Here is an 11147-nt window from a genome sequence, read left to right as displayed (position 1 = left end):
ACCCCGCGAGATCGCACTACCATCCGGAATCTGTGGCTCCGCCGCGCCGCGGCTGCTCGGTGTCGATGGTGGCTCCCTGGAATCCACCGAGTCGCTCGGCCGACTTCGGGGGCGCAGTCGATACGACCGGCGGCTCCGGAATCGCCAATTCCTTGGTCAGGTCGGGCATTCCGGGCACAATGTCGGTCAGCTTGGGCAACCGGTTCCGGTTCTGCGATACCGGGGCCATGATGTCGCGACCCCGCCGCGCCACCTCGGCCGCCGCCTGCTGCGCGGCCGCCGTCACCGCCTTCGCGATCTCGGGATAGTCGAGATCCTCTATACCGGAACCGAATCGGGTCTCGATGACGGTGCCGTCCGCGTTCACGGTGACGGTGACACGCTTGCCGCTCACCGTCGCAGACGCGGTCAGAGCGGCGCGCTCCTGCTGCAGCCGGGTGATAGTGCGCATCTGATCCGCGAAACCGTCCAGGATCTCCGCGAGATCGGTCTTGGCCTGCTCGTTGCTCATGCCTGCGCCGCCCCCTTGAACGCGTCGGCATTGGCCTGCTCGGTCTGCTCGAGCTTGACGGCCGAATCATGCTGCGAACTGGAGAAGTTCCCGAACGTGCCCGCCATGTTCTTGGCGCCGTCGAGAATGTTCTGCTTACTGGCCAGGTATCCCTGTGCGCCATTGGCGAACTGGCTGCCCAGACTGTCGGTGCCCCACGGCTGCCCCAGCCCGTCGGCGCTGGACTCGAAGGTGTTCACCACACCCTGGATTCCGTCCCGAACCACACCGGTCTTACGCGAGGCCGTAACCAGAAGATCATGGTAGGACTCCAGCCGATCACTCATGGCGTCGACCTTGTCAGCCCCGGGCAACCACTCAGTAGCCGGAATCTTAACGGAGGGTGCCGATTCGAGCGGTGAGAGCGATACGGACGGCGCGGGAACCCCGCGCCGTCCGGCCGTCACTCGTCGTACTCGCCCCGCCACTCCATCTGTTCGATGATCTGTGCGATGGATTGCGCGAGCCGGTCGGTGAACTGCCGGGTGTCCACCCCCACGGCCAGCATCTCGGGCTGACCCAGCTCGATGAGATAGCGCCCGTCATCGACGACATCCCGCCAGTTCAGCATCACCGCGCTGACCCCACGCGGGCCGTATTTGGACCGCGCCTGCGATATCCGCACGATCCCGTTGAGCGTGACAGGCTCGGAAAGGAATGCGGCGGCGGCTGATCCATCCGAATCCTCGAAGCTATCGAAGGCCCCCGACGCAGTGTGCGGCTCCGATGCGGTCGGCTCCGGGACGATCGGAATCGAGGTCCGCCGACCGGCCTTGGCCGGCGGCAACTGCGCCACCAGCAGGCCCGGCAACTCCTCGGGCTCGCATTCCAGCAAAGTGACGTTCCCGCCGTGCTCGAATGTCTCACCCGCCTCCTGGCGGATCAGCAGCGCCCGCCGCCCCGACCGCGCACCGTGCATCCGGATCCATTGCGCCGGGTTACCGAAATCGCCATCGACGCAGGCGCGCAACACGATCCGCACCTCCGGCTGCGCTACCACTTCCATCGCCAACCGGGGCTCCGTGCCCAGCTCGAAGTCCAGCCGGTCGCGGATCGCGGCGACTTCACGCTCATAATCCTCGAGCAGCAGGGAACGGCTGAGGTAGGTCAGGGGCGCGGGCAGCACCCCTTCCAGGTACTTGTCACACAGCACCTGGAACTCGTCGTCGGTGAACTCCCACCGGCTCACGGCTCGATCACCGGCACGTGCGCCTCGAAGGTCTGCGCCAGCGCATCGATGAAGTCGGGCTCCACGGGATCGGCTCCGGCGGTGACGGTTTCGGTGGGAATCGCCACCCCGGGCGCGGCGGTCAGACCCACCGTCTGCACCGTGTCATCCGGCTCAAGACCCGCACGCACGAGCCCGCCGTGATCCAGATCGGCGTGGACGACACCGCCGTCGGGCAGCAGACCGGCGCCGAACAGGCTGTCGCCGCCGAACAGGTTGGTGAACGACGGCACACCGGCCACCTGCGCGCTCGCCGGCGCCGGGATGGCCCCACCGACAGGTGTCGTCGGCGTGGTGACCGGCGTCGTCACCGGCGTGGCCGGCTGGTCGGGCGTAACGGCCGGAGTGGGATCGGTGGGCAAGCCGAGCAGCTGCTTCAGCTGATTCAGCTTGTCCGGCGATCCCTCGATCGAAGTGAGCGCGTTCGTCACCGTGTCCTGCGGTACCCCGAGCGCCTCGGCCAACTTGGCGATATCCCCTGTGCTCAGCGCGGATTGAACCTGCTGCAGAGCCGGGCTCAGTGCGGACAGTCCCTGCATGCCGCTCGACGCCACGCCGGCCAGCGAGCTCAGTGTGCTGGCGGCGGTGGACAGTCCATCCATGCCCGAGCCGCTGGAGCTCGAGATGGGCGAGGACTGCGGCACCGACGTATTCGGGAAACCCGGATTGGTGCCGGACGGGTTGGTGTACGGATTCTGCCCGTTGGGATTCGCCCCGTTCGGGTTGGCCGCGTTGGGATTGGAGCCGGCGGGATTGGAGCCGTTCGCGTTGGCGGCGTTCGGATCTGTCGTGTTCTGCAGTGGCGGAACGTTCGGAGCCTTGTACTGGCTCTGGCTGCCACCGGAGTTGGAGCCGCCGGTGTTCGATCCGCCGGTGTTCGACCCTCCCGTATTGGAACCGCCGGTGTTCGACCCACCCGTGTTGTTCGGGTTGTTCGGATTGTTGGGGTTGTTGGGGTTGTTCGGGTTATTGGGGTTGTTCGGATTGTTCGGGTTATTAGGGTTGTTCGGATCGTTGGGGTTGACCACGGGAGCCTGCACCGCGGTCGGTCCCGGAACCACCGGCAGCGTAGACGCGGTGTCCGTCAACGGCCCGACGTAGTAATCGCTGTAATGCTGCTGGTACGTGGGCAACTCGTAGGAACCGTCGCCCAGAGTCGGGTACGTGTTGAGGCCGCCGTAGGTGTTCCAGGAGTAGTTGCTACTGAAGACCACCGTGTTGTCCGGAGTATCCGTGTACGGCATGTTGTTCCGGGTCTGCACCATCCATCGAGAGGTGTAGTCCAGCAGCTCGCCCATGGTGCGCATGACATCGGTGAGCGGCCCGAGATCCGAGCAGTAGCGCTGTACCGCAGCCTGTGCGGCATCGGCTCCGCCGGCCGCCGGGCTCTGCCACGTTCCACTCAACGCCTGCACATTGTTCGAGAAGTCACCGATATACGCGTCGACCTGATCGGCAAGCCAGTTCCACACACCGGACGCCGCCGCGTACGGGTCCGGCTGCAGTGTATTGCCGAGTTTGTAGAGCCCATCCCAGGTCATCGACTTCGCGGGAATGAAGTCGGGCTTGACGCCCACTTTGGTCTTCCCCGAATCACCCTGGAACTTCTTCAGGTCATCGGGAAGCTTGACGTCGACGCTGGAGTCGGTGGTCGCCTTCGCCGCCGGCGGTGGGTTCACTCCCACCAGCGTTGACGCCGACTGCGTTATCGCGACATTGAGCCCCTGGAAGTTGTCGGCATTCTCCCCGTCCTGCTTGATGTACTCCTTACCGGCCGCCTCGAAGGTGTTCCCCATGTCGGTGAGGATGGCGGCATGGATGTCGAAGACATTCATCAGCGCCGTACCGGACTTGTTGAACTCGCTGGCCATCAGGTTGCCGGAAGAGAGATTGCCGATCACGGGAAGACTGTCGAGACCGTTGCCCTTGGCAATGTTCTTCAGATACAACAGCTGGCCGATCAGCGTCGAACAGTACTGTGCGCCCTGTTCAGCTGCGCCGGGGTCGTACTTCAGGGCGCCCGCGTCCGCTTGCTGCTTCAGCCCAGGCCATGCTGTGTTGTCTTTGCTTGTGTCAGGTGCCATCGCTAACTACTGTCACTCCGCCCAGTTCTCAGCTATCTGTGCCAGCACAGCCTACTTTCATGAACCGACTATGGCGCGCAAGGAAATTCGGGGGCGGAGAGGCTCGGCGATCGGGAAACCTTGCCGATTCGTTGCTCAGCCGACCATCTGTGGTGGGGAAACAATGGCGGACCGGCGACCCCAGATGAACCACACCAGCGGGCCCAGGAACGGGAACACGAACATCAGCAGTACCCAGATGGCCTTGCCGCCACTGAGGTAGTTGCGGGAGCGCAGCACGCTGACGACACCCGCGATGAACAGGACAATGCAGCCGGCGAAGAAGCCGATCACGCCGACGGCCAAGGCTACGGACGCCACCGACTCGCCGGTGCTGGATTCGGCTTGCGCGAGGGTAGAAATGATCATGGATACGACACTATGAGCCGGAATCGCGGGGCACATCAGGCTTTAGCCTCGAGTTAGCCGGTGACGGTAGCTCGACCGGCGTACATCGAAGGAATTACCCGTCTGGAAGGATCGGTGCCGTGCGAGTACTGGTGCAGCGGGCGAGTTCGGCGCAGGTCACGGTCGACGGGGAGATCGTCGGGCGGATCGATCCCGGCGCGCACAATGCGCCGCACGGGCTGGTCGCGCTGGTCGGCGTCACCCACACCGATACCGAGGCCACGGCGAAGGCGCTGGCGGACAAGCTCTTCCGGCTGCGCATTCTCGACGGGGAACGATCGGCGGCCGATCTGGATGCGCCGATCCTGGTGATCAGCCAATTCACCCTCTACGCGGACACCGCCAAAGGACGCCGGCCCTCATGGTCGGCGGCCGCACCCGGGCCGGTGGCCGAACCCCTCGTCGATACCTTCGCCGCCGCCCTGCGCGAACTGGGCGCCACCGTCGCGACCGGGCAATTCGGCGCGCACATGCACGTGGAACTCGTCAACGACGGGCCGGTGACCATTCTGCTCGAGGGTTAGGGTGGCGGGCATGCTGTTGTGGATCAACGGACCGTTCGGCGGCGGGAAGACACAGACCGCATTCGAGTTGCACCGGCGCCTGCCCGGCAGTGTGGTGTGCGATCCCGAGGAAGTGGGATTCGGACTGCACCGCGTGATACCGCGGCCATTGCGACCGGACTTCCAGGAACTCACCGCCTGGCGGCAGGGCGTTGTCGAATCCCTGGACCTGGTGCTGCGTAAACATGAGGACCCGGTCATCGCGCCCATGACCGTGGTCGTGCCCGCCTACTTCGACGAGACCGTCGGCAGATTGCGCGAAATGGGCCACGACGTAAGGCATTTCGCGTTGCTCGCACGGCCCGAAACCGTCCGCGACCGACTGAAGGAACGCGGCCTGTACGGACTACGACACGACAGCTGGGCGCTCGAGCAGGTCGATCGATGCCTGGATGCGTTGCAGCACAAGGAATTCGCCGAACACATCCATACCGACGACATCCCGACCAGGGCGGTGGCGGATCGCATCGCCACCTCGGCGGGACTCACGATCGCACCGAACACCGACGGGCCGATGCTGCGGCAGTGGAGACGGCTGAAAGTCGGTGTCCAGCATATGCGATTCGGCTGAGCGACCCGGCAACAGCGGAACGGATAACGAAAAACGCCGTGCCCCTTCGAAAGAAGGGCACGGCGCTTCGAAAAGCCTTGCTACTCCGGACGCAGAGTCAGGATGCGGGGGCCGTCTTCGGTCACGGCTACCGTGTGTTCCCAGTGGGCGGCGCGGGAGCCGTCGATGGTCACGACGGTCCAATCGTCTTCCAGGGTCTTGGTTTCCGTGGTGCCGAGGGTGAGCATGGGCTCGATGGCCAGGACCGAACCGACCTGGAGCAGCGGGCCCTTGCCGGGCGCGCCCTCGTTGGGGAGGAACGGGTCCATGTGCATCTCGCGGCCGATGGCGTGACCGCCGTAGCCGTCGACGATGCCGTAGTGGCGGCCGTGCTCGGCCTCGGCGGCATGGGTGCCCTGTTCGATGGCGTACGAGACGTCCGTCAGACGGTTGCCCGGCAGCATCGCCGCGATACCGGCTTCCATCGAGAACTTGGTCGCCTCGCTGAGCAGGCGGTCCGCTTCGATGATGTTGCCGACGCCGAAGGTCCACGCCGAATCGCCGTGCCAGCCTTCGAGAATCGCGCCGCAGTCGATGGACACCAGGTCACCCTCGGCGAGCACATCGTCCTTCGACGGGATGCCGTGCACCACACGGTCGTTCACCGACGAGCAGATGGAACCCGGGAAACCGTGGTAGCCCTTGAAAGACGGGATCGCCCCGGCCTCGCGGATGAGCTGCTCGGCGACCTCGTCCAGCTCCAGGGTGGAGACCCCGGGGTTGGCGGCGGCGCGCACCGCCACCAGCGCACGGCCGACGATAGCGCCGGCCGCCGCCATGGCGTCCAGTTCACCGGCGGTGCGGAACGGCACCACCTTCTTGCTCTTACGGCCGAAGACCATTCAGCGGCCCAGCGCCTGCAGCGCCCGCGCGTTCACATCGGCGATCTCGCCGACGCCGTCGACCGAAACCACATGCCCGTCGTAGTGCTCGAGCAGCGGCTCGGTCTCCTCGCGGTACACGCGCATGCGGTTGCGGATGACCTCTTCGTTGTCGTCGCCGCGGCCGCGGGCCAGCATGCGCTGCACCACAACCTCTTCGTCGACCACGAAGCACAGCACGGCGTCGAGCTCGCGGCCCGACTCCTTCAGCATCTTCTCCAACGCGTCGGCCTGATCCACGGTGCGCGGGTAGCCGTCCAGGATGAAACCGTTCTCGGCGTCCGGCTCGGCGATCCGCTCGGAGACCATGCGGTTGGTCACGTCCGACGGCACCAGATCGCCGGCGTCCAGGTACTTCTGCGCTTCACGACCGAGAGCGGTCTGCTGCGAGATGTTCGTACGGAAGAGATTCCCGGTGGAGATGTGCGGAACACCGAGCTTTTCCGACAACAGTTCGGCCTGCGTGCCTTTACCGGCGCCGGGCGGTCCGAGCAGTACGAGTCTCACTTCAGGAACCCTTCGTAGTTACGGTTCATCAACTGGCTCTCGATCTGTTTCACGGTATCGAGGCCGACGCTCACAATGATCAACACCGAGGTACCACCGAACGGCAGCGATTGCATACCGCCGGATCCGCCGATGCCGAGGAGCAGGTTCGGCAGCACAGCAACAGCACCGAGGTAGATGGAGCCGGGCAGGGTGATCCGGCTGAGGACATAGTTCAGGTAGTCCGCGGTCGGCTTACCGGGGCGGTAGCCCGGGATGAAGCCGCCGAACTTCTTCATCTCGTCCGCGCGTTCCTCCGGGTTGAAGGTGATCGCGACATAGAAGTAGGTGAAGAACAAGATCAACGCGAAGTAGATCAGGACGTAGACCGGGTTGCTCGGATTGACCAGATACTTCTGGATCAGCTCCTGCCACTTCGCCGGATTGCCCGTGTTCTTCTGCGTCAACTGCGCCAACAGGTTCGGCAGATACAGCAGCGAGGACGCGAAGATGACGGGGATGACGCCCGCCTGGTTCACCTTCAACGGCAGATACGTGGACGAGCCGCCGTACATCTTCCGGCCGACCACACGTTTCGCGTACTGCACCGGAATCCGGCGCTGGCCCTGCTCGATGAAGATGACGAACACGATGACCACCAGCGCGGCCACACCGACCATCGCGGCGATGGTCCAGCCGCGGCTGTCGTAGATCATCTTGCCCTCGCCCGGAATTCGGGCGGCGATACCAGCAAAGATCAACAGCGACATGCCGTTACCGATGCCGCGCTCGGTGATCTGCTCACCGAACCACATGACCACGGCCGCACCGGCGGTCATGACCAGCACGATGATGATCATGCCGAAGATCGAGGTATCGGCCAGGATGTCCTTCTGGCACCCGCGCAACAGCTGTCCACGCGAGGCGAGAGCGACCAGACCGGTCGCCTGCAGCACTGCCAGCGCAACAGAGAGATAGCGGGTGTACTGGGTCATCTTGTTCTGACCCGATTGGCCTTCTTTACGCAGTTCCTCGAACCGCGGAATGACGACCGTCAACAGCTGGATGATGATGCTCGCCGTGATGTACGGCATGATGCCGATCGCGAACACGGACAGTTGCAGCAGTGCGCCACCGGAGAACAGATTGATGAGCTGGTAGATGCCGGCGGAATCGCCGCCGTTGACCAGCTTGATGCAATCCTGGACGTTCTTGTAATCGACGCCCGGGGACGGCAGCGAAGCGCCCAGTCGGTAGAGCGCGATCAGCCCCAGCGTGAAGAGAATCTTCCGCCGTAAGTCCGGGGTCCGGAAAGCCGACACGAAGGCGGAAAGCACAGATCCTCCTGGGCGAACGACATGGGTCAAGCCACGGATTCAGCGAGGGAATTACGCCGATACCCATGACGGTGTTGGCAGACAACACCTGAACTGTAACAGCGGCACCGGGCGGCCTCTCGACGCGCCCGGTGCCTCTGCGTATTCAGGTTACCGTCAGGCCAGTTCGGTGGCGGTGCCACCGGCCGCGGAGATCTTCTCCTTGGCGGATCCCGAGAACTTGTCGGCGGAAACCTGAACGGCCACACCGATTTCGCCCTCGCCGAGCACCTTCACGAGCTCGTTCTTGCGAACGAGACCCTTGGCGACCAGTTCGGCCTTGCCAACGGTGCCACCCTCGGGGAACACCCGGGCGATATCACTCACGTTCACGACCTGGTACTCGGTACGGAACGGGTTGGTGAAGCCCTTCAGCTTGGGCAGACGCATGTGGATCGGCATCTGCCCGCCCTCGAAGCGGACCGGAACATTCTTGCGAGCCTTCGTACCCTTGGTACCGCGGCCCGCGGTCTTGCCCTTGGAACCCTCACCGCGACCCACACGGGTCTTCTCGGTCTTGGATCCCGGGGCCGGACGCAGGTGGTGAATCTTGATGGTCATGCGGAAACCTCCTCAACAACAACGAGGTGGCGCACGACGTTGATCAGACCACGGTTCTGCGAGTTGTCCTCACGCACCACGGTCTGGCGGATGCCGCGCAGCCCGAGGGTGCGCAGCGACTCCCGCTGATTCGCCTTGGCGCCAATGCTGGACTTGATCTGGGTCACTTTCAGCTGTGCCATATCAGTGCGCTCCCTGTCCTGCGCGCGCACGCAGCATGCCCGCCGGAGCCACATCCTCGATCGGCAGACCGCGGCGCGCGGCAACCTCTTCGGGACGCTGCAGCATCTTCAGGGCAGCAACGGTGGCGTGCACAACGTTGATGGCGTTGTCGCTACCGAGCGACTTCGCCAGAACATCATGAATGCCGGCACATTCGAGCACGGCACGGCACGCGCCACCGGCGATCACACCGGTACCCGGCGAGGCCGGACGCAGCATGACCACACCGGCGGCCGCCTCACCCTGAACCGGGTGGGTGACCGTGGAGCCGATCATCGGGACGCGGAAGAAGTTCTTGCGAGCTTCCTCGACACCCTTCTGGATGGCCGCGGGAACTTCCTTGGCCTTGCCGTAGCCGACGCCGACCAGACCGTTGCCGTCACCGACGATCACGAGGGCGGTGAAGCTGAAGCGACGACCACCCTTCACGACCTTGGAGACGCGGTTGATCGCGACGACGCGCTCGAGCTGGTTCTTCTCGGCAGCGTTGTCACGACCGCCACGATCGCCACGACGGTCACGACCGCCGCCACGCTGATCGCGGTTGTTGTCACCGCTACCACTGTTGTTCTGTCCGGCGGGACCGTTGTTTCCGCCGTCGCGCCGCTGACGTCCCGGCATCAGACGTTCCCTTCGTTCGCAGAGTTGATCATCAGAACTTCAGCCCACCTTCACGGGCGGCATCGGCGAGGGCCGCGATACGGCCGTGGTAGTCGTGACCACCACGGTCGAACACGACCGCCTCGACACCGGCAGCCTTGGCGCGGGCGGCGAGCAGCTCGCCGACCTTCGCGCCCTTGGCGGACTTGTCACCGTCGACGGCACGCACATCGGCCTCGATGGTCGACGCGGCGGCAATGGTCTTGCCGGCGGAATCGTCGATCAGCTGAGCGTGGATGTGGCGCGACGAACGGTTGACCACCAGGCGCGGACGCTCGGTGGTGCCGACGACCTTCTTGCGCAGACGGAAGTGACGGCGCGTCTTGGACAGGCGGCGCGCGGTCGAGGCGTCCTTGCCGATCGGCTTGCGAGCGGCCTTCTGCTTTTCGGTTTGTGCCATGGCTTACTTACCCGTCTTCCCGACCTTGCGGCGAACGACCTCGCCGGCGTAGCGGATGCCCTTGCCCTTGTACGGGTCGGGCTTACGCAGGCCGTGGATCACCGCGGCGATCTGGCCGACCTTCTGCTTGTCGATGCCGGACACCGAGAACTTGGTCGGAGCCTCGACCGCGAAGGTGATGCCCTCCGGGGCCTCGACCGGAACCGGGTGGCTGTAGCCGAGGGCGAACTCGAGGTTCGAGCCCTTGGCCTGCACGCGGTAACCGACGCCGAAGATTTCCATCTTCTTCTCGTAGCCCTGGGTCACACCGACGATCATGTTGTTGATCAGGGTGCGGGTCAGGCCGTGCAGCGAACGGTTCTGGCGCTCGTCGTTCGGACGAATCACCTCCAGCTCACCGGACTCGGCCTTGGTGACGGTGATCGGCTCCGCGACCACGTGCGACAGGGTGCCCTTGGAACCCTTCACCGTGACGGTCTGGCCATCGATGTTCACCTCGACACCGGCGGGAACCGGGATCGGCTTCTTACCGATACGCGACATTGTTCCTACCTCCCTTACCAGACGTAGGCGAGGACTTCTCCGCCCACGCCTTGCTGCTTGGCCTGACGATCAGTGAGCAGGCCGGTGGACGTGGAGATAATCGCCACGCCGAGGCCGCCGAGCACCTTGGGCAGGTTGGTGGACTTCGCGTAAACCCGGAGACCCGGCTTCGACACGCGGCGCACGCCCTGCAGGGAGCGCTCACGGGAGGGGCCGTACTTCAGGTCGACGATCAGGCTCTTGCCGACGGTGGCGTCTTCGACGCGGTAGTCGGCGATGTAGCCCTCGCGCTTGAGGATCTCGGCGATGTTCACCTTGATCTTCGAGTGCGGAGCCTTCACCTGATCGTGGTACGCCGAGTTGGCGTTGCGCAGACGGGTCAAGAAGTCTGCGATGGGATCAGTCATGGTCATGTGTTTGACCGTTACCTTTCTCGCCGCGGTTCCCATTCAGCACCGTCACAACGGGCGGTCGTGGGCCTACGACAATTCGGGGCGGTCCAGCCGGGAGTGCCCGACCGGATCATTCGCTCGTGC

At 64.5% G+C, this 11147-nt stretch carries 16 protein-coding genes; 2 read left to right on the top strand and 14 right to left on the bottom strand.

The annotated features are described in order from the left end of the window. Positions 1-16: 16 nt before the first annotated feature. The 5 genes from ACH438_RS17945 to ACH438_RS17925 form a co-directional block, all read right to left on the bottom strand. Complete coding sequence (locus ACH438_RS17945; protein ID WP_397006447.1) at positions 17-511, bottom strand: YbaB/EbfC family nucleoid-associated protein; 495 nt, start codon at positions 509-511, stop codon at positions 17-19. After that, on the bottom strand, positions 508-837 hold the full coding sequence (locus tag ACH438_RS17940; RefSeq protein ID WP_397006445.1) for a hypothetical protein: 330 nt from the start codon (positions 835-837) through the stop codon (positions 508-510). The genes ACH438_RS17945 and ACH438_RS17940 overlap by 4 nt, the downstream gene beginning before the upstream one ends. Before the next feature lie 116 nt (positions 838-953). Next, complete coding sequence (locus tag ACH438_RS17935; protein ID WP_397006443.1) at positions 954-1739, bottom strand: ESX secretion-associated protein EspG; 786 nt, start codon at positions 1737-1739, stop codon at positions 954-956. Then, the gene (locus ACH438_RS17930) at positions 1736-3862 is read right to left on the bottom strand and encodes a hypothetical protein (RefSeq protein WP_397006441.1); all 2127 of its coding nucleotides are present in this window, start codon (positions 3860-3862) and stop codon (positions 1736-1738) included. Before ACH438_RS17930 ends, ACH438_RS17935 begins: the two co-directional genes overlap by 4 nt. Before the next feature lie 135 nt (positions 3863-3997). Continuing rightward, positions 3998-4270: a PLD nuclease N-terminal domain-containing protein gene (locus tag ACH438_RS17925; RefSeq protein WP_397006439.1), complete on the bottom strand. Its 273-nt coding sequence runs from the start codon at positions 4268-4270 to the stop codon at positions 3998-4000. 119 nt (positions 4271-4389) lie between these two features. On the opposite strand from ACH438_RS17925, the gene dtd reads away from it, so the two are divergent. Together dtd and ACH438_RS17915 are read left to right on the top strand one after the other, a co-directional pair. Next, positions 4390-4833: a D-aminoacyl-tRNA deacylase gene (gene dtd / locus ACH438_RS17920; protein ID WP_397006437.1), complete on the top strand. Its 444-nt coding sequence runs from the start codon at positions 4390-4392 to the stop codon at positions 4831-4833. 10 nt (positions 4834-4843) lie between these two features. Continuing rightward, positions 4844-5443: an AAA family ATPase gene (locus tag ACH438_RS17915; protein WP_397006435.1), complete on the top strand. Its 600-nt coding sequence runs from the start codon at positions 4844-4846 to the stop codon at positions 5441-5443. A gap of 80 nt (positions 5444-5523) precedes the next feature. Here the strand turns inward: ACH438_RS17915 and map are convergent, their stop codons facing one another. The 9 genes from map to rpsH form a co-directional block, all read right to left on the bottom strand. Continuing rightward, on the bottom strand, positions 5524-6324 hold the full coding sequence (gene map, locus ACH438_RS17910) for a type I methionyl aminopeptidase (RefSeq protein WP_397006433.1): 801 nt from the start codon (positions 6322-6324) through the stop codon (positions 5524-5526). Continuing rightward, positions 6325-6870: an adenylate kinase gene (locus tag ACH438_RS17905; RefSeq protein ID WP_397006431.1), complete on the bottom strand. Its 546-nt coding sequence runs from the start codon at positions 6868-6870 to the stop codon at positions 6325-6327. It lies immediately after the preceding gene. Further along, the gene (gene secY, locus ACH438_RS17900) at positions 6867-8186 is read right to left on the bottom strand and encodes a preprotein translocase subunit SecY (protein WP_397006429.1); all 1320 of its coding nucleotides are present in this window, start codon (positions 8184-8186) and stop codon (positions 6867-6869) included. Before secY ends, ACH438_RS17905 begins: the two co-directional genes overlap by 4 nt. Before the next feature lie 156 nt (positions 8187-8342). Next, positions 8343-8786 carry a 50S ribosomal protein L15 gene (rplO, locus tag ACH438_RS17895; protein ID WP_397006427.1) on the bottom strand — a complete coding sequence of 148 codons (444 nt, stop codon included), beginning with the start codon at positions 8784-8786 and terminating at the stop codon, positions 8343-8345. Next, entirely contained in the window at positions 8783-8968 is a 186-nt protein-coding gene (gene rpmD / locus ACH438_RS17890; RefSeq protein WP_364605587.1) for a 50S ribosomal protein L30, read from the bottom strand. The genes rplO and rpmD overlap by 4 nt, the downstream gene beginning before the upstream one ends. Before the next feature lies 1 nt (position 8969). Next, positions 8970-9629: a 30S ribosomal protein S5 gene (gene rpsE / locus ACH438_RS17885; protein WP_397006425.1), complete on the bottom strand. Its 660-nt coding sequence runs from the start codon at positions 9627-9629 to the stop codon at positions 8970-8972. 31 nt (positions 9630-9660) lie between these two features. Further along, positions 9661-10068 (bottom strand): 50S ribosomal protein L18, encoded by a 408-nt coding sequence (rplR, locus tag ACH438_RS17880; RefSeq protein WP_397006423.1) that lies wholly within the window; start codon positions 10066-10068, stop codon positions 9661-9663. A 3-nt stretch (positions 10069-10071) separates the two neighbouring features. Continuing rightward, positions 10072-10611, bottom strand: coding sequence for a 50S ribosomal protein L6 (gene rplF / locus ACH438_RS17875; protein ID WP_397006421.1), 540 nt, complete (start codon positions 10609-10611; stop codon positions 10072-10074). 14 nt (positions 10612-10625) lie between these two features. Beyond that, entirely contained in the window at positions 10626-11024 is a 399-nt protein-coding gene (rpsH, locus tag ACH438_RS17870; protein WP_397006419.1) for a 30S ribosomal protein S8, read from the bottom strand. Positions 11025-11147: the final 123 nt, after the last annotated feature.

This window comes from Nocardia sp. NPDC020380 (assembly GCF_044386975.1).
In the GTDB taxonomy this organism is placed as follows: domain Bacteria; phylum Actinomycetota; class Actinomycetes; order Mycobacteriales; family Mycobacteriaceae; genus Nocardia.
This window is presented reverse-complemented; position numbering and strand designations above follow the sequence as displayed.

What these genes read in the sequence shown, in the direction of transcription:
- ACH438_RS17945 (WP_397006447.1), bottom strand. Translation starts at nt 511, where the DNA reads ATGAGCAACGAGCAGGCCAAGACCGATCTCGCGGAGATCCTGGACGGT.
- ACH438_RS17940 (WP_397006445.1), bottom strand. Translation starts at nt 837, where the DNA reads ATGAGTGATCGGCTGGAGTCCTACCATGATCTTCTGGTTACGGCCTCG.
- ACH438_RS17930 (WP_397006441.1), bottom strand. Translation starts at nt 3,862, where the DNA reads ATGGCACCTGACACAAGCAAAGACAACACAGCATGGCCTGGGCTGAAG.
- ACH438_RS17925 (WP_397006439.1), bottom strand. Translation starts at nt 4,270, where the DNA reads ATGATCATTTCTACCCTCGCGCAAGCCGAATCCAGCACCGGCGAGTCG.
- ACH438_RS17915 (WP_397006435.1), top strand. Translation starts at nt 4,844, where the DNA reads ATGCTGTTGTGGATCAACGGACCGTTCGGCGGCGGGAAGACACAGACC.
- map (WP_397006433.1), bottom strand. Translation starts at nt 6,324, where the DNA reads ATGGTCTTCGGCCGTAAGAGCAAGAAGGTGGTGCCGTTCCGCACCGCC.
- rplO (WP_397006427.1), bottom strand. Translation starts at nt 8,786, where the DNA reads ATGACCATCAAGATTCACCACCTGCGTCCGGCCCCGGGATCCAAGACC.
- rpmD (WP_364605587.1), bottom strand. Translation starts at nt 8,968, where the DNA reads ATGGCACAGCTGAAAGTGACCCAGATCAAGTCCAGCATTGGCGCCAAG.
- rpsE (WP_397006425.1), bottom strand. Translation starts at nt 9,629, where the DNA reads ATGCCGGGACGTCAGCGGCGCGACGGCGGAAACAACGGTCCCGCCGGA.
- rplR (WP_397006423.1), bottom strand. Translation starts at nt 10,068, where the DNA reads ATGGCACAAACCGAAAAGCAGAAGGCCGCTCGCAAGCCGATCGGCAAG.
- rplF (WP_397006421.1), bottom strand. Translation starts at nt 10,611, where the DNA reads ATGTCGCGTATCGGTAAGAAGCCGATCCCGGTTCCCGCCGGTGTCGAG.
- rpsH (WP_397006419.1), bottom strand. Translation starts at nt 11,024, where the DNA reads ATGACCATGACTGATCCCATCGCAGACTTCTTGACCCGTCTGCGCAAC.